Source organism: Streptomyces sp. NBC_01429, from assembly GCF_036231945.1.
In the GTDB taxonomy this organism is placed as follows: domain Bacteria; phylum Actinomycetota; class Actinomycetes; order Streptomycetales; family Streptomycetaceae; genus Streptomyces.
The window spans coordinates 57,951-74,492 of the sequence record NZ_CP109599.1; the positions used below are offsets into that span (position 1 = coordinate 57,951).

General features: G+C 70.3%; 12 protein-coding genes and 2 pseudogenes. 3 read left to right on the forward strand and 11 right to left on the reverse strand.

What is annotated here, in order from left to right:
- Positions 1–94: 94 nt before the first annotated feature.
- The 4 genes from OG627_RS00290 to OG627_RS00305 form a co-directional block, all read right to left on the reverse strand.
- Positions 95–223 (reverse strand): hypothetical protein, encoded by a 129-nt coding sequence (locus tag OG627_RS00290; RefSeq protein ID WP_329060185.1) that lies wholly within the window; start codon positions 221–223, stop codon positions 95–97.
- A gap of 753 nt (positions 224–976) precedes the next feature.
- Positions 977–3,793, reverse strand: a complete 2,817-nt coding sequence (locus OG627_RS00295; RefSeq protein WP_329060187.1) for a tetratricopeptide repeat protein — start codon at positions 3,791–3,793, stop codon at positions 977–979.
- Positions 3,790–4,221 carry a hypothetical protein gene (locus OG627_RS00300; RefSeq protein WP_329060189.1) on the reverse strand — a complete coding sequence of 144 codons (432 nt, stop codon included), beginning with the start codon at positions 4,219–4,221 and terminating at the stop codon, positions 3,790–3,792. Before OG627_RS00300 ends, OG627_RS00295 begins: the two co-directional genes overlap by 4 nt.
- A gap of 323 nt (positions 4,222–4,544) precedes the next feature.
- Positions 4,545–5,297, reverse strand: coding sequence for an SDR family NAD(P)-dependent oxidoreductase (locus tag OG627_RS00305; RefSeq protein WP_329060191.1), 753 nt, complete (start codon positions 5,295–5,297; stop codon positions 4,545–4,547).
- A gap of 122 nt (positions 5,298–5,419) precedes the next feature.
- Between OG627_RS00305 and OG627_RS00310 the strand changes: the two genes are divergently transcribed.
- The 3 genes and pseudogenes from OG627_RS00310 to OG627_RS00320 all read left to right on the forward strand — a co-directional run.
- On the forward strand, positions 5,420–6,373 hold the full coding sequence (locus tag OG627_RS00310; RefSeq protein WP_329060193.1) for an AraC family transcriptional regulator: 954 nt from the start codon (positions 5,420–5,422) through the stop codon (positions 6,371–6,373).
- 397 nt (positions 6,374–6,770) lie between these two features.
- Positions 6,771–7,174: pseudogene (locus tag OG627_RS00315) on the forward strand (MSMEG_1061 family FMN-dependent PPOX-type flavoprotein); the annotation flags it as partial.
- 16 nt (positions 7,175–7,190) lie between these two features.
- Positions 7,191–7,292 (forward strand): annotated as a pseudogene (locus tag OG627_RS00320) (phosphotransferase); the annotation flags it as partial.
- A gap of 197 nt (positions 7,293–7,489) precedes the next feature.
- Here OG627_RS00320 and OG627_RS00325 read toward each other — a convergent pair.
- From OG627_RS00325 to OG627_RS00355, 7 genes are all read right to left on the reverse strand, one after another.
- Positions 7,490–8,431 carry an endonuclease/exonuclease/phosphatase family protein gene (locus tag OG627_RS00325; protein ID WP_329060195.1) on the reverse strand — a complete coding sequence of 314 codons (942 nt, stop codon included), beginning with the start codon at positions 8,429–8,431 and terminating at the stop codon, positions 7,490–7,492.
- 290 nt (positions 8,432–8,721) lie between these two features.
- A complete protein-coding gene (locus OG627_RS00330) occupies positions 8,722–9,645 on the reverse strand; it encodes an immunity 49 family protein (protein ID WP_329060197.1) in 924 nt (307 codons plus the stop codon).
- 586 nt (positions 9,646–10,231) lie between these two features.
- Positions 10,232–11,317 carry a methyltransferase gene (locus OG627_RS00335; RefSeq protein ID WP_329060199.1) on the reverse strand — a complete coding sequence of 362 codons (1,086 nt, stop codon included), beginning with the start codon at positions 11,315–11,317 and terminating at the stop codon, positions 10,232–10,234.
- Positions 11,314–12,156, reverse strand: coding sequence for a hypothetical protein (locus OG627_RS00340; RefSeq protein WP_329060201.1), 843 nt, complete (start codon positions 12,154–12,156; stop codon positions 11,314–11,316). The genes OG627_RS00335 and OG627_RS00340 overlap by 4 nt, the downstream gene beginning before the upstream one ends.
- Positions 12,137–13,609, reverse strand: coding sequence for a carbamoyltransferase family protein (locus tag OG627_RS00345; protein WP_329060202.1), 1,473 nt, complete (start codon positions 13,607–13,609; stop codon positions 12,137–12,139). The genes OG627_RS00340 and OG627_RS00345 overlap by 20 nt, the downstream gene beginning before the upstream one ends.
- 90 nt (positions 13,610–13,699) lie before the next feature.
- Positions 13,700–14,989, reverse strand: a complete 1,290-nt coding sequence (locus tag OG627_RS00350; protein ID WP_329060204.1) for an aminotransferase class I/II-fold pyridoxal phosphate-dependent enzyme — start codon at positions 14,987–14,989, stop codon at positions 13,700–13,702.
- Positions 14,986–16,401, reverse strand: coding sequence for a B12-binding domain-containing radical SAM protein (locus tag OG627_RS00355; RefSeq protein ID WP_329060206.1), 1,416 nt, complete (start codon positions 16,399–16,401; stop codon positions 14,986–14,988). Before OG627_RS00355 ends, OG627_RS00350 begins: the two co-directional genes overlap by 4 nt.
- Positions 16,402–16,542 lie beyond the last annotated feature (141 nt).

The window sequence follows — 16,542 nt, forward strand, 5'->3', positions numbered from 1 at the left end:
GCAAGCCGTGGGCACAGGGGAACGCTGCCACGTGCCCCTCCCGCGCGGCATCGGCCCGCCGATTGATTACTCGCGCGGGCATCGGCCCACGGGTTTACGCCCTGAGGTCGATGCGGTCGGCGGTGTCGTCCGGTTGCGAGGCCGTCCCGACCACCTCGGGCTCGCGGCCCAGCAGGATGAACCGGTACGGCGGGTGGTCGCCGTCCGCGGCGGCGACGGACAAACTGGGTACGGTCGACGCGCTCGGGCAGCTGGGGCCGAAGGCGAAGGATGGCGCTGGCTCCGGTGCCGGCCGCAACGGCGGCGGTGCGCGAGCTCGTCACCGCGCCCGAGGCTGGCCGGGAGACCGCCGGGCCACCCGGTACCCGTCGGCCGGCTCCGGTGCTGGAGACCTGAGAAGACCTGATCCGTCGCCACTGTCATCGTGCCGGATACGGTGGTGTTGTGCCAGACCAGGCCGGCGGTCGCCGACTCGCGGGGCGGGGGTTTCTACCTGCCTCGTATCGAGACGACCGCTCAGATCGTCTCGGACGCGCCAAACGACCTTTCCGTGCGGCAAGTGATCAAGGATCTGGTCTGTCCCGGTACGTACGTCAAGCGGGCGTCCGCGCCGTGTCGGGCCCGTCGGGCTCCCGTACGGAGCGCTCGTTCTGCAGGCGGCGCATCGAGGCGAGTCGAGCGATGCGGCGGACGACCGCCTGTCGCAGGACCGCGCGGTGCTGTGGCTGCCGGGCGTGCTGATCGCGGCGTGTGGCGAACCGCTCTCGCGGGCGGAAGCGGACGGGGGAACGACGTGTGAGTCCTTTCGGATGGCACACGCACACGCCTGGTCAACAAGCTGAAGGCATGGCGAGGCATCGCCACCCGGTACGCAAGACCCCGGACAGCTAACTCGCCGGACTCCACCTGCGCGCCCCGATGATCTGGCTCAAGGACCCCACCCGAGCCACCGGTTGATCACAACTCAATACGCACCCTAGTAGGGCTCGTCACCGTAGTCGGACGCGCTGCTCCCACCGCTGTCGGACGCGGAGTCGTCACCGTACGAAGTCCCGTAACTCTCTTCGGACGATGAGGAGGAGTCATAACTGCTGGAGCCGCTGGAGGAGTGGTCGTCGCCGGCGGCGACGGATGAGCGGTAGCCGCCGACGCTCGTGTCGCGGGCGCGTGATCCGCTGCCCCCGCCATAGCTGTACGTGACCTTGGGGGCAGGCCGTTCCTCGGCCGCGTCGACGGGCAGTGCGGAGACGGTGAGCCTGGTCGCGTCGGCGACAGCGCCCACGGGGAGGGCGGCGAGTACGGCGTCGTCCGGGAGCAGTGGTTCCACCAGGCCGTGGGACGCGGTGTGAACGTCCGGCAACTGCCCCCCGCGAGCAAGACCTTGGGGGGTGTCCGGGGAGATGTCGTCCAGAAGGAGTGCGGCCACCGGCGGCAGGACGACGAGAGGGCTGAGCGGCTTCAGAGGGATGCGCCGCAAGGAGGCGCGGCGGCGGACGAGACGACGGGCGAGACGGTGCGCCTCCCGTGCCTGTTGCTCCAGCTTCCGCGCCTCGTGCCGCGCCTCGTCCGGGCGGACCTCGGCGAAGTACTGGATCGCGGTTCCCATCCAGTCACGCGTCTCGCGGACGTCACCCGCCGCGGCCCGGGCGAGACCCAGGTTGTACGCGGCCTGCCCACGGCTGAACCGGTCCTCGGCCGGGAGGGCGTGGAAGGCCCGTCGGTAGGAGTTCCCGGCGGACGACGGATTGCCGCGCCGCAGCTGGACATTTCCCAGGTGCAGAAGCGACTGCCCCTCACCACGTCCGTCGCTGACACGTCGGCTGTGGTCGACGGCCTGCTCGTGACGGGCGAGGGCCCGCAGGTCGTCTCCGTGACGGGCCTCGATGACACCGAGGTTGTTGAGGATCGCCGCGATCCCGCTCCTGGACTTCCGGACGACCGGGGCGCTGGGGCGCCGCTCGCACGCTTCCAGCACGCTTTCCAGCGCGGCGACGCCCTCGCCACCGGGCCGCAAGGGCTCGTCGAGCTCGCTCAGCGCCCGGTACATGAGGGAGACCGCCTCGTCCGGGCGCCCTTCCCGGGGGTCCCAGGCATCCACCGCCTCTCGGTAGTGGGCCAACGCCTGCTGAAGCAGCCCCTGTTGGTGGTACGCCCTGCCGATCTCCCGCAGCAGGCGGCTGCAGTGTCGCTCAAGCCCGCGCCGGCGCGCCGCGCGGACTGCCGACCCGTGGGTGAGCAGCCAGTCGTCCCAGTGCTTGCGCAGGTCGAAGAACGGCGTCAGGCCGAACGCCAAGGAGACGGCGTGGCTCTGCAACGATGCGTTGTCCTGGGCGCGGACGACAGCGGCCACCAGATTCGGACGCTCCGCGTCCAGCCAGGCCAGCGCGGAGCCGACGGTCCTCAAGCCCGCGTCCGCACGGGCGGCGGAGTGCGGCGCTCGGCTCCTCTGCGCCGCGTAGGTAGCCCCGTAGACCGCCGCGTAGGTAGCCCGGTGATCGTGGTGACGGACACCGGGCAGGCACTCGACGGCGGCCCTGGCCGTCACCTCGTAATGGTCCATGAGCTGGGAGAGCGCGGCCTGCCGCTCGTCGTCGGAGGCTTCCTGGCAGCGCTCCTGGGCATAGAGCAGCACCAGGGATTCGAAGCGGTACCCCTCGTAGCCGGTGCTCCGTTCAAGGAAGCACAGGCCATGCAGCTCGCTCAGCCGGTCGCCGGCCCGGAGCGGCGAGACCCCCGCGAGTGCGGCGGCGGCGTGGACGCCGATGTCGGGCCCGGGGTGGAGAGGCAGGAGCCGGAGCAGTCTCTGGGCATGGGTCGAGAGCAGCCGGTACGACTCGTCGAGCGTTGAGCGCACGCTCCGGTCTCCGGTGTCCAGTTCGGCGAGTCGGCCTGTGGAGTCGGCGAGTCTGTCGCGGAGGCTGCTGACGGACATGCCCGGGCGGGTGACGAGGAGGTGTGCCGCCCGCATGAGGGCGAACGGCAGGCGGTCGCAGTACTCGGCCACCGCCCGCGCGCCTTCGGGGTCATCGATGACCCGCCGGTCCCTGCCGAGCGCGTGCTCGACGACCGAGGCCAGGAGGGCCACGGCGTCGGAGGGCGCGAGGCGGTCGAGCGCGTGGAACCCGGCGTGCTCGTCCAGCAGCTCTGGCAGCTGGCGGCGGCTGGTGACCAGGAGCCGGCCGGTCCCGCCGGGCGGCAGGAACGGGGTGACCTGGTCGGCGGCGGTGGCGCCGTCCACGACGATCAGCATCGGCCTGCCGTGTTGCTCGGCGTGGTCGAGCAGATAGTGCGCGAACAGCTCCCGCTGCTCGTCGAGCGTCCCCGACCGGGGCGCGGGGCGGTCCAGCGCCACGGCCAGCAGGCGCAGTGCTCGGCTCAGTCCGTTGCCGACCGTGCCCGCGTCACCGGGCCTGTTGTCCACGTCGATGAACAGCTCGCCGCTGAACCAGCGGCGCTCGGCACGCCTCGCCTCCTGCGCCACCGCCCGGACCAGGAGGGTCTTGCCCACACCGGCCGGGCCGTGCACGACCACCGGCCCCGAAGCGCCGAGGCCGGGGTCCAGCCGGGCGAGCACCTGACGGGTCTCGTTCTCCCGGTCGATCCACCGGCCGACGTCAGGCATCCGTCCCACCACCTGGACCCTGGCCCCCCGTGGCAGATTCCAGGTGTTGATCTGAAGGCCCTGGTCGCCGATCTGCTGAGGGCTGTTGCGGTACGTGTTCCCCGTCAGGTGCGCGGCGTCCTGCCGGTGTCTGCCCGGACCGTCAGGGACATCGGGCCCGCGGCGCTTCACGCGTCGGGGCCGTAGTGGTTCTGCATGTGGTTGTGGTTGCCGTACTGCTGGGGGGACTTGTCGTAGGTGTTGCCGTGGACGTTCAGTGCCGGGTACCGGTCAGCCACCCCCGGGACCAGGGAGACCAGCCGCCTCAGCTCCGCTTCCGCCTGCTGCCGGACCTGGTCGTCCGCGTCGCGGAGCAGGACGGCGAAGCGCTCCTCCCACAGACGTGCCTGACGGCTGCTTCCCTCCGCGTCGCCCGACGCCCGGACCAGCGCCGTCCGCTCCATGTCGCGCTCGACCTCGTCCTCACCGCTCCGGTCCGGACGGCGCCGGAACATCCGGACCACGCTGTCCCTGACGCTCCCCCACGCCTCCGTCCCAGCGGCCTGCGCGACGGCGGTCCCACCCGCCGCGGCCAACGCCATCAGTGACTCGGTCAGCATCCCCGCACCTCTCCCCTGGACACGAACGGTATCCTCCTCCTCCCCGCCTCCGTTCGCGGACAAACAACGCCCCACGCGACGCGAACACTCCGGCATCCCACGGGTTGATCACGACCCGATACGTGCCCTCCGGGACCAGTCCGCCGGCAACGCGGCGTGGCCTCCTTGCGCGACACCGTCGCGGAGGACGGCCGGCCTCCGCTGGTCCGGACGAGAGCGGATGGCTGTCAGCTCGGTGCCGAGCCGGCCGTCCTCCAGGCATACGGGCGGGCCGTGCTCAGCGGGGAGCCGGCCGTGCTCCGCCGGTTCACGAAATCGAGTTCTCAGATCTGGTTCTGCCCGCCGTCGACGTAAATGTTGGCGCCAACGATGTAGCTGCTCTGTTCGGAAGCGAGGAACGCCACGGCGGCGGCGACCTCCTCGGGACGCCCTATGCGGCCCTTGGCCACGGTCGCGGCGACATTCTCCTTGACCGCGGACAGAGTCTCCTCCCCGCCGAGAATATTGGTGAGCCCGGGAGTCTCGACCCCGCCCGGCGACACCGCGTTGACCCGGATGCCCCGGCCCTTGAGTTCGTTGGACCATGTCCGCGCGAACGACCGGATGGCGGCCTTGGAGGCCGCGTACGCCCCGAACGCCTCCATGCCGTTGTCGGCGGCTGTGGAAGCGGTCAGGATGACCGAGGCATCGTCGTTGAAGAGCGGGAGCGCCTTCTGCACGGTGAACAGAGTGCCTCGGACGTTGATTCCGAAGATCTGGTCGAAGTGCTCTTCGGTGGTCTGCTCCAGCGTCGCGAACGTACCGGTCGCCGCGTTCGCGACGAGCACGTCCAGTCCCTGTCCCCGGGCCCGGACCGCGTCGTAGAGCCGGTCCAGGCCGGCTGCCTCGGAGATGTCGCTGACCACCGCGGTGGCCCTGGACGTTCCGATGGTCTCGATGGCCGCGTCCAACTCGGCCTCGCGCCGCCCTGTGATGAACACATACGCACCCTCGTCCGCCAGACGTACGGCGGTGGCCAGACCGATTCCGGTGCTGCCGCCGGTGACCACAGCCGTCCTGCCCTCAAGCTGTCCCATGCGAGTGCCTCCATAGCTCTCTGTGCTGACCTGCTTCGATAGCCATACTTCAGGAACACCCCGGTACGGTGCATCACATGTAGTCCTTATTTCTTTACGTATCGTCCAGAAAGGAGGAGCGCATGCTCGGCTCCGGCGATCCGATCACCGACGCCATCGGTCTTCTGCGCCCTCGTACCGTGATCGACCCCGGTCTCCACGCGGCAGGCCCCTGGGCGCTGCGCTTCGACCAGTCCTCCGATGTCAAGCTCGGCGTCGTCGCGCGCGGCACGTGCTGGCTGGCCCTGGACGGGCACGAGCCCGTACTACTGGAAGAGGGCGACTTCTACCTGCTGGGCAACCCCCCGCCGTACGTCCTGGGCAGCACACTCACCGCACCGCCGCGCCCCGCGAAGCCGGTGTGGGGAAGCGCCAGGGACGGTGTCGTACGCATCGGCCCGGAGGCCGAGGAGGACACCTACCTCTGCGGTGGGCACTTCTCGTTCGAGGACACGAACGCCCCGGTCCTGACCCAGGTTCTACCGCTGCTCGTGCTCGTCCGCGCCGCGGATCCCCGCGGCAAGCTCCTGGCACACCTCAGCGAGCTCCTGGTCTCCGAGACCAAAACCGCCGCCGCCGGCAGCTCTCTCGTCCTGAACCACCTCGCACAGGTCCTGTTCGTCCACATGCTGCGCGCCCACGCCGAACACACCGATCGGCCCACCGGCTGGCTGGGAGCGCTCAACGACGACGGCATCGGTGCCGCACTTCGCGCCATGCACGCCGACGCGGGACACCCCTGGACTCTCAGAGAGCTCGCTGGAATCAGCCGCATGTCACGGTCCGCCTTCGCCTCATCCTTCAAGAGCCGGGTCGGAACCACACCGTTGGACTATCTGATCCAATGGAGGATGAGCCTCGCCCGCGACGCCCTGAGCAACGGCACGCGAACGATCTCCGAACTCGCTTTCGCAATCGGCTACAAATCCGAAAGCGCGTTCAGCACCGCATTCCGGCGCGTGGTCGGCTCCTCGCCCAAACAGTTCCGTGAAACATCAGCCCGCGCGGTCAACGGCGTTCCGGATCAGGGCCGCTGACACGTACCGCGAGAGGTAACTGTTCTCAAAGCCCATAGCCAGGGATCGAAAACAGGTGCTCATGGGCCTCGTTACAGGCTCGTCGGGTTCAGTACCTCACGCGTCCCGAGCCGAACCGGTGGCAGCGCGCCGACGGCCGCCCTCACGTCGCCCGTAGCGCCCGGACTCACAGCGCGCCGCCCGACGCGGGGCGAGTTCCGCGACCAACTCGCCCCGCCGTTGGCGCGACAGCCCGCAGGAGGCAGGGTGGGACATGGCCGCGCGGGTCTGTTTGGTCTTCACCCACCGGACAACTCGCGCGGGCGTCTTCTCGCGCGGGTGTCTTCTCGCGCGGGTGTCTTCATGTCCCCGCACTTCCGAACAAGATCAACGCAGGTCGGCCCGTTAGGGCCGGGGCATGACGCCACCTCTTGCCAGGAGTGCCTTCGACTCGCTCCGCCTCGACGCCGTGCCCGACCAGGAGGCGCTGCGCCGGGCCTACGAGCTCCCCAAGGAGGCGGCATTGCGCAAGCAGATGAACGAACTCACCGATCAGACCCGACGGTTGATCGGCTGCTCGTCGCTGGTCCTGGTCGCCAGCGCGGATACCGAGGGCAACTGCGACGTTTCCCCGCGCGGCGGCCCCGCCGGATTCGTCGCCGTCCTGGACACCCAGACGGTGGCGATACCGGACGGGCCGGGCTGCTGTTCGTCATCCCGGGGCGTACCACGACGCTCAGGGTGAACGGCCGGGCCTGCGTCTCCACCCGCCCCGACCTGCTGTCGCAACTGACCGCCGTGGGCCCGCCGCCGGTACAGGCCGAGGCGCCGGCCGCCGGCCGACCGGGACCGCGCGACGCGGGCCGCTATCGCGGAGGTCCACGGCGCGTTCGACGCCGCAGCCATGACCGAGTTGTGGGACGCGGCGCTGAGCGCCCACTGATGGGATGGCCCACCGGTCTGGTTCCACGGCGACTTCCACACCGGCAACCTGCTGACCACGACTTGAGTCTCCGTCGATACGGCCCTCGTTGATGGCTTTCCGCATATTGCGGCCGAGGCCGAGAGTATGGTCTGCCTCTTGGAAGTCGCGGAAAACGGGGAAGATTCCGGCAGCGAGCGCCTGACCGCCGGACGTCAGCCGACCGTGACCCGGACCGTCCCGATGAGGATCCGGTGGTCGGAGCACGCGCTGACCCCGGTGCAACTGGTCGATATTCCCAGCGAATCGGCGCTGTAGGAGCCGACGATGCGGGATTCCCGGACGAAGATCTGGTCGATCTTCGCGGAGCCCCCGCAGGGCGGCGTCACGCTCGGGGTGCCGACTGCCGTCCACTCGCCGTAGCCGGGGCAGTGGTCGGGGTCCGCGTCGTCGAGTTCGCGGTGGGAGCCGGTGTTGGACGGGTTGTTCACGGTGTTGGCGGACGGGGCGTAGAAACCGTTGAGCCGTCCGTAGTGGGGCTGAGCGTTGAAGTCGCCCGCGATGATGTACGTCTGACCGGCGGCGTCGAATCCGTCGAGTGTTGCCAGGACGTGGTTGATCTGGCGTTCGTTGTTGCGGACGCCGTCGGTGGTCTCGTTGCTCGTGGTGATGTGAACGGCGCAGAACTTCATCAGCGGCTCTGCTTCCAGTGGGGCGCAGAGCATCTTCCGGTTCTCCGCCCTGCCGTCCGACGGCAGGGTGTACTGCTTGGACGTGGCGAGAGGCCTCTTGCTGAAGATCGCGTTCCCGTAGGCGCCGGAGCCGCCGCAGAGTCCGCTGTCAGCGGCCCGGGTCTCGGCGAAGCGGGAGAAGTTCCCGGTGTCCTGAGGCCAGCCCGCCGACACGAGGGCGGCCTGGAATGCCTTGTACTGGGTGAAGCACATCTCGTTGACGGAGACGAAGTCCGCGTTGCGGTTCCTGATCGAGGAAACGGCGGCGTCCACCAGGCCGTCCGTGGTCGATCCCCTGTGCAGGGTGTTCCCGGCGATGTTCCAGTGCCACACGTTGTAGGTGGGCGTGGTCGCCGCCGAGGCCGCGGGAGCCCCGCTCCACACCGTGCCGAGCACCACGCCGGCGCAGAAGACGCGCTTCCACATGCCCATGTTTTCCCCCAACCCCCGAGACCGTGGCGTCGCCACGTCTCCTTCTCACCGGAAACCACAGGGTAGTCAACTCTTGATGAGGCTGCGTGATTTCGGCTCTGTCCGCAGTCCTGTGAAAGTCCGGGCTGGATGAGGATGCGCCTCCGGAGGAGTTCGTAGGACGCATGGCCATACTTGGCCCGCTTGAGCGTTCTCGCCCTGTTGGCATGACCTTCGACGACGCCTGAAATCCAGGCGCGGGTGGGGCCGACGGTTACGGCGTCCACGTCCTGTGCTGACCGACTTCATCTACTGACCGACGGCGCGTCTTCGGGGGCACTCAGCAAGCCCTGGGGAAGGTAGGCCGACTGAACGCGCACGTCCCAGGCGTGCACCTGGACTGCCAGCGCGGTCAGGGCGATGGTCTTCTGCGGCAGCAGGCTGCGGGGCGCCGCGTCGGGGGGCGCGCTCTCACGGTGCTGGACAAGACGATGCTCCAGGGCTTGCTCGAAGGCCGCCTGGTTATCTTCCAGGAGCACGCGCAGCAGTTGCTGATCCGGAGTCAAGGCGCCGAGGGCATCGAGGCGTAGCGCCGCATCGAGACGCTCGTCGACTTCCGGCATGCAGAGAGATACCGACGGCCAGTCCCGAGGCAGGTGTCCGCTGGCCTTGGTCAGGTAGCAGGCAAGGGCGTCCATCTCCGCCAGTTCCGCCGGGTCCGACGTTGATTTCAGCTTCGAGTACGGCAGCCCGTCGTGAATCGTGGATGCCTGGTCACGCAACTGCAGCCCGATGACACGGTCCCGTTCCCACACCGTGCCGCTGATCACGCCCAATGCGAAGGCGTCCAGCCAGTCCCTGGCGGTGGCGCCGTGCTCCACCACGTCCCCGAGGGCCAGGTCGTCGCTGCTGATCTTCTCGTCGATGAGGGGGAAGACGATCTCGTGGTCGCCGGTGGGATAGCAGCCGAGGTCCAGGAACCCCCGGGCGCACTCCGCCGCGGTGCGCAGGACGATCCATGACGAGGCCGTGCCAAGTTGAGGGTCCGTCACCGTGCGGGCGGCGAGGTGATCGAGGAGGTCGTCGCGCATGGCCTGCAACTCCGCATCCGAGTAGCAGTCGTACCGCATCGTGTGCCAGCGGCTACTGGTCCGCCGATCAATGTCCTTCAGTGCCTGGTTGATACTCCACTCACTCACGTCATGCCGGGCTATCTCCTTGACTGTCATGGGCGTCATCCTGGCAGCTGCCACTGACATCGCAGGTGCCTGCCCCTGCCCCCGAGAGGGTCACCAGCTGCCGAGCAGGTCCATGCGGCGAGAGCCTCGGTCGCTCCCCAACTCATCAACATCACGACCACCCGGCATTTCTTGATGTTGTGCTTGCCCGAGAAGTGGTTCCAGCCGAGATCGCCGTTGCCGTACAGGCGCTGACGCCAGCCGCCGTCACCCTCTTGATCACCTTCATGAACGGACCATGCCACCCCACCGCACGGCGTACTCCTTGCCCGTCGGCAGTTCTCTCCCTCGGACGGATCACGCCGCGAGCCGCGTGCGCGGTAGCTCGATCGTCCCGCCCCCGTTCACCCGTGGCGTCGCCCTCGACATCGCTCAGCAGCGCCGCTGCCGAAGGCCACACCGTAGGGGCGGGGGCAGGAGCGAGGCACTGCCGGACGAGGGGTACTCGGGCGAGCGTCCTGGGCTGCACGTGGAGAAGGGCGCAGTGGTACGTCGAGGTGTCCGCCTGGAAGAGTCACCCCGGCGAGGCCCCCATCAGCAGTGGGCGGTACCGGCACACGGGCCCCGGCGGCCGGTATCAGCGCCCGAGCAGGCGGAACTCCATCACCGTGGCCCCTCCCGGTAACCGGCCGGACGCCGACAGGCCGAGACCGGCCCGGGCGGCAAGCGAGGCGTACTCCGCCACCGAGCGCTTCCTGCCGCCCAGCAGGACCAGCATGCGCAGGTCGTGCGAGGTCAGTTGACGGGTCTCGGCCGCCTCCTCAGCGCTCTCCAGCGTGCCGGGGGACGGATCGCCCGGCAGCACCCGCTCGGCGATCAGCACCCGGCCGCCCTCGGCGACAGCGGTGGCACACGTCCGCAGAATCCGCACAGCACTCTCGTCGTCCCAGTCCGCCAGAACGCGGGAGAGGAGATACGCGTCCGCGCCGGGCGGCAGACGGTCGAACATGTCGGTGACCGCCGCGTCCGCCCTGTCGCCGAAGCCGTACGCGGCGAGGTGGCGACGGGCCTCCGCCACAGACCCGGCCTGATCGGCCACCGTGCCGCGCAGTTCCGGATGGGCCTGGAGGATTTCCCGCAGCAGGGCACCGGTGCCACCGCCGACGTCGACGACGTGCCGGACATCCGACCAGTCGTACGCGGTACCGATTCCCCGAGTGGACTGCGAGACCTGCGCCATCAGCCGGTCGAACGACTCGGTACGGGCGGGCGACGCGCCCAGGTCGGCCCAGAACGGGGCGCCGTGAACCTTCTCGTAGACGGGGGTTCCGGAGCGGACCGCGTCCACCAGATGGGGAAAGGTGGTGTCGAGCCGCCCGGCCACCTCGTCGGCGTCCAGCCACTGCCTGAGGTTGGCCGGGTGGTCGGCGAGGAGTTCACCGGCCAGTTCGGTCAACGCGTAGGTGCCGGGCTCCGGTTCCGCGAAGATGTCCCGGCTGGTGAGGAAGTGCAGGAGCCTGGCGAGAGCCTGGGGGTCGGCGCCGGCCGCCTCGGCCAGGTCCGGCAGACGGGTGTGTCCGGCGGCGATGTGGTCGGCGAGCCGGAGGGTGGCGGCAGCCCGTACGGCGAACGGTGTGACGATGTCAGCGATCTCGGCGAGACCCCGGGCGGGCCCCGGGCGGTCGGGCGCGCCCGGGGCGGGGGCGGGCGATGCGGTGGTCATGGGCTCCTCCAGAGGGTCGGCGCGGCGGCGGCCGGGCAGGTGCAGGGCGTGACGGCGGGGTGAGCGGAGCGGCCGTCCGCGGGGTGCCCGTACGGCTCGGGAGCATCCGGCGCCCGCCCCTGCCGCGCCCGCCCTTCCGGCGGCTGCCCCTCCGCCGCCCGCCCTTCCGGCGGCCCGACGGTATGCCGCTCCCCCGGTACCGCCGGTTCGGGGAAAAGCTCCGGGGACGGCGGGTACGGGGCGGACCGGGCGAGTTCGGCGAGCAGGACGGCCGCCTGACGCCGGGTACGGCAGCGGCGGACAGGGGTGCCGGTGCGGTGCAGGGCGTCGTGGATGACGACCAGGTCCCGGCGCCGGAAGAGCAGGGCCTTGCGGAGCAGGGCGGTCAGGCTGAGCACCGGGGGGTCGCCGGCCTCCCGGAGGCGGCGCGGCACGTACTCCGGTCCGTGCCGGCCCCGGGGAGCGGTCCCGGGGTGGTGGGCGGTACGGCGCAGACGCAGGCTGCGGCGTACCAGCGCCGCCGCGCACAGCAGCGGGTGCCGGTCGATGAGTACGACGAGGCCGGCGGCGCGGGCGCGGGGTTCGGCGCTGCCCGCGTAGTTGCCGTCGGCGATCCAGCGCGGGAGCGCGCACAGGGCGTCGATGCGGTGGGCCCACTCCGCCTCGCCGGGACGGGACCAGCCCGGGGACCAGTACAGGTCGTCGAGGTGATAGAGCGGCAGGCCGGTTCTGACGGCAAGCAGGTGACAGAAGGCGGTCTTGCCGCTGCCGGGGCTGCCCAGGACCGCGATCCGCAGGGGTGTTCGCCCGCGCGGCGCGTCACAGGACGGGGATGCCATGGAGCTTCCCGAACCGGTCCGCGTCCTCGGCGGTGTTCACCAGGGGCTCGCCCTTGATGTTGAGGCTGGTGTTGAGCAACATCGGGCAGCCGGTCTCCTCGTGGAAGCGCCGCAGCAGGGCATGGATGAAGGGGTTCTGGCGCGCGTTGACGGTCTGGACCCGGCTCGTGCCGTCGACGTGGCAGACGGCGAGGTGGGCCTCGGGGTCGCGCGCGTTCGCGACGAACTGCATGTACGGGCTGGTCGGTACGGGCAGATCGAAGAAGGCGTGGGCGTGTTCCTCCAGCACGATGGGGGCGAACGGCCGGAACGGCTCGCGGCGTTTTATCTCGTTCACCCGGCGCTTGGCGGTGGGCGGCCGGGGGTCGGCGAGGAGGCTGCGGTTGCCGAGCGCACGCGGGCCGAACTCGGCCCTGCCGTGGGCCACGGCCAGCACCTCGCCCCGGATGAGCCGCTTGAGGGCGTCCTCCAGGTCGGGTTCCCGTTCGATGTCGTGGCCGAGGTACGGGCCCGGCCACGTGATGTGCCGGCCGAGGTGGGCGAGGGCGGCGCCGGCCGAGCTGCCCGCGTCGCCGGGGCTCGGCATGATCCAGATGGTGTCGAAGAGGCCAGAGCGCGCGAGGCGGGCGTTGTAGGCGCAGTTGAGGGCGACACCGCCGGAGAAGACCAGGTTGCGGGAGCCGGTCTCCCTGGCCGCCCAGGCGAAGAGCCCGTCCAGCAGCCGTTCGGTCACTTCCTGGGCGCTGGCGGCGAGCGTGGCCGGGTCGTTCAGCTCGGGGCGCCAGTCCGCGATGCCGCGGTGCACCGAGCGGGTGAGTCGGAAGTCCGGCCAGTCGGCCCGTTCGACGAAGTCGTCCCAGATCAGGTCGGCGAGGTCCGGCGTCCCGTAGGCCGCCAGGCCCATCATGATGTACTCCTCCTCGTTCGGCTTGAAGCCCGCGCGCTGGGTGAAGGCGGAGTACAACAGGCCGATGCTGTGCGGGTAGTCGACCGTGGCCACCCGGTCGAGGCGCTCGCCCCGGCCGTGCCACAGCGACACCGTGTTCCATTCGCCGATGGCGTCCACGACGACCACGGCGGCCTCCGGCAGGCCGGAGGTGTAGTAGCCGCCCGCGGCGTGCGAGTGGTGGTGGTCGACGATGTGCACGCGCGCCCCGCGCAGTTGCGGGAATCCCCGCAGATACGCGCGCAGACCGACCGGGTCGGCCGCCAGGGCGAACTGTCCGGAGCGGAGCTGCCGGGTGCGTTTGAGGAGGGGACGTTCGTAGTAGACGACGTCGTCTACGCGGTCCAGGTGGGCGAGGGCGGCGGCCAGCGCCCGCGGGGAGAGCGCGGCGTCGTTCTTGCGTCTGCTGTACCGCTCGCAGTGCGAGGCGAAGACGAGTTCGTCGTCGCGGACGGCCGCGACCGCCGCGTCGTGGCTGCGGCAGGACAGGCCGAGGATGTGCGCCATGGTGCGGCACCTCCAGTGGTACGCGATGTCGGAGTCACGGGAGCCGGGAAGGAAAGTGGGGCGCGCGCCCGCGCGGGCGCGGGGCCAGGGTCAGTACAACGGTGGCGGGCGGTGCGCTACGGCCTGCGGTGGGGCGGCCGGAACGGTGACGGGGGTGACGGGAACCCGGTGATGGTCGGCCACCGCGTCGAGCAGTTCCGCCACCCGCTCCATCGCCGGACGGTCCGCCAGGGAGACCCGGAAGCAGCCGCCCAGGCCGGGGAGGTCGGACAGGGAGCGGATACGGACGCGGTGCGCGGCGAGATGATCGCGGGCCGCGTCGGCGGTGGCGGGGTCGGGCGACCAGAACGTGGCGAAGTTGGCACCCGGCTGGAGCACCTGCCACCCTGGGTGGGCGGACAGCACCCGCTCGGTGAACTCCTGCCGTACGGCGCGGACGTCGCGCCAGATCTCCCGCCACCGCGCGCGCTGCGGAGCCAGCCGTTCCAGCAGGGCGACGCCGGGGGCGCCGACCGCGTTCTCGGGCCGGAAACGGCCCAGGTGTGGGCGCAGGTCCGGGTGGACGAGCAGCGCGGCGATGCGCACACCGGCCAGAGCGAACGCCTTGGAGTACGAGTGCACCACGACCACGTTGGGGAACTCCGTGACCAGCGGCGCGTGGGAGGTGTGGACGAAGTCGCCGTACGCCTCGTCGATCACGAGCAGATGGCCCCGCTCACGGGCTGTCTCGGCGAACCGGCGCATCGTCTCGGGCGAGTGGAGCAGGCCGCTCGGGCTGCCAGGGTTGGTGACCGCGGCGACAGCCGGCCCCGGAGTCGCCCGCAGCGCGGCCAGCAGGGGGGCCGGGTCGGCCGTGGGGGGTGTGCCGGTGACACCGGGAACGCCGGTCACCCGGACCCGCCGCAGCCCGGCGTAATGACGCCATGCCTCGAAGGCCGGCTCCTCAAGGAGCAGCCGTCCGGCCGGCCGGACGAGCGCGTCGACGACGAGGCCGATGCCGTTGTCCGAGCCCGCCGTGAGCAGGATGTGGCCGCTGTCGAGGCCGTGGTAGGTGCCGAGTACGTCCAGGACGCGGTCCTGGAAGGGGTAGGCGATGGTCTCCGCCAGGGGCAGGGCGGCCAGTTCGCCCGCGACCAGCCGGTCGCTCCACGGGTGCTGGAGTTCGCAGCTCTTGAGGTTGAGGGTGTCCGGGCGGCGCTCGCGGGGGTGCCAGCTCAGGCCGAGGGTCTCCGTGCCGAGCGGGAAGCGGAAACCGTCGAGGTCGACGGTGCGGGCCCGCGGCCGGGGCGGGACATGGCCGGGTTCTCCCGTGTCGTAGCCTGTGCCGCCGACCGGTTGCGGGGCGGCGCGGTCCCCGCCGGCCGGCTCCGGGGCGGTCAACGCGTGGTCCGCTGCGGAATGCGTTCGTGGACGCTGGTGAGGCGGTCCTCCCGGCCGAACATGAAGCCGTAACGGGCGTCCGCCTCGGGCCGCGCCCCTCCCCCGGCGCCGGTCCCGGTGTCGCCGTCACCGGAGCCGTCTCCGGAACCGTCCCCGGCGCCGTCTTCTGCGGAGACGGCTTTCCCGCTGATCAGCTGTCGGTTGAACCGCGCCACCTCATGGGTCGTCATATCAGCCGTCATCTCGTGGAACGGGGTGTACATGGTCGGGCGGACCCGGGCGCCCAGGGAGCGGGCGAACTCGAAGGTGCGGGACGTGCCCTCGATGGTGGTGCCGGGCAGACCGACGATGACGAACGCGTTCAGCTCGATCCCGGCCGCGTCGCACCAGCGGGCCAGCGTCCCGAACCGCTCCTCCTCGATGCGTTTGTTCCTGGGCAGCCCGTCCTGGCCGTCCGGCTCCAGGGTTTCGAGCCCCACGGAGATACGGACGCAGCCGGCCCGGCCCATCAGGGCCACCAGTTCCTCGCCGAGGTGGTGGATGGTGGTCGCGCATTTCCACTGGGGCGAGACAGGGCCTTCGATGAACCGCTCGCACAACTCCCGGACCCAGCGCCGGTCGAGCGTGAAAGTGGGTGCGTAGAAGGCGACGTATTCGAACGGATGGCGGGCGTAGCTGTCCCGGATGTAATCGATGACAGCGTCCACCGGCATACGGCGCTCGCGGAGTCCGAAGATCTCAGGAACTTCGCAGAATTCACACCCGACCGGGCATCCCCGGGCCGCCGGTACGACGAGTTCCCGCCGGAAGGGGATCCCGCAGAATTTATGCTCGTCCTTCGCGTAGAAGCGATCGTAGTCCTGGTAGGGGATTTCGTCGACATCGGGCAGGGACCACTCCTCGGGGGCGAGCCGCTGCCCTCGCCCATCGGGTTCGAGCCAACCCTCGCCGCCCCGTACAGCGACGCCGGGAAATCCAGCCACAGGGGCGATTTCTGGACCGGATTTCACGAGGCTGTTGACATAGAGCGCGACTCCGGTCTCGTAGTCCCCGGACTGCACGACGGCGTCCAGGTCGAACTGGCGGAAATAGCCGGGGTTGAGGCTGGAGAGTCGGCCGAAAGTGATCAGACGGCTCTGCGGGGAAAGTACCCGCGCGTACTCGGTGAATCGCGCCAGACCGTCCACCGCGTCGAAGTCGTTCATCACCGCGATGACGTCGTAGCTGCCTTGGTAGAGCAGGTCACCGACGCCTTTCCAGTTCATGCTCAGAGTGCCGGCCTCACAGGTGTCCACCCGCCCCGTACCCGGCTGCCGGCGCAGATGGCCGGCCACCATGTACAGCGGGCTGTGGTGGCCGGCGTTGAAGTAACTCGGCACGTGGGGCGGCCAGATCACCAGCACGTCGGTCATGTGTGCTCCCTTGCGTCGACAGGTCGGAAGTACGGGAGCCGCCGTTCGGCACCGCGGCCGTGGGCCGGTGCCGTCCGACGGGGAAAAGGGGGTTCTTACCTGCGGTCCACACGATCCGGCGGGCTCACCGGACACGCGCCG

Coding starts and splice junctions, on each gene's coding strand:
- OG627_RS00330 (WP_329060197.1), bottom strand. CDS start 9,645: ATGACAGTCAAGGAGATAGCCCGGCATGACGTGAGTGAGTGGAGTATC.
- OG627_RS00325 (WP_329060195.1), bottom strand. CDS start 8,431: ATGTGGAAGCGCGTCTTCTGCGCCGGCGTGGTGCTCGGCACGGTGTGG.
- OG627_RS00345 (WP_329060202.1), bottom strand. CDS start 13,609: ATGGCGCACATCCTCGGCCTGTCCTGCCGCAGCCACGACGCGGCGGTC.
- OG627_RS00335 (WP_329060199.1), bottom strand. CDS start 11,317: ATGACCACCGCATCGCCCGCCCCCGCCCCGGGCGCGCCCGACCGCCCG.
- OG627_RS00340 (WP_329060201.1), bottom strand. CDS start 12,156: ATGGCATCCCCGTCCTGTGACGCGCCGCGCGGGCGAACACCCCTGCGG.
- OG627_RS00310 (WP_329060193.1), top strand. CDS start 5,420: ATGCTCGGCTCCGGCGATCCGATCACCGACGCCATCGGTCTTCTGCGC.
- OG627_RS00305 (WP_329060191.1), bottom strand. CDS start 5,297: ATGGGACAGCTTGAGGGCAGGACGGCTGTGGTCACCGGCGGCAGCACC.
- OG627_RS00355 (WP_329060206.1), bottom strand. CDS start 16,401: ATGACCGACGTGCTGGTGATCTGGCCGCCCCACGTGCCGAGTTACTTC.
- OG627_RS00300 (WP_329060189.1), bottom strand. CDS start 4,221: ATGCTGACCGAGTCACTGATGGCGTTGGCCGCGGCGGGTGGGACCGCC.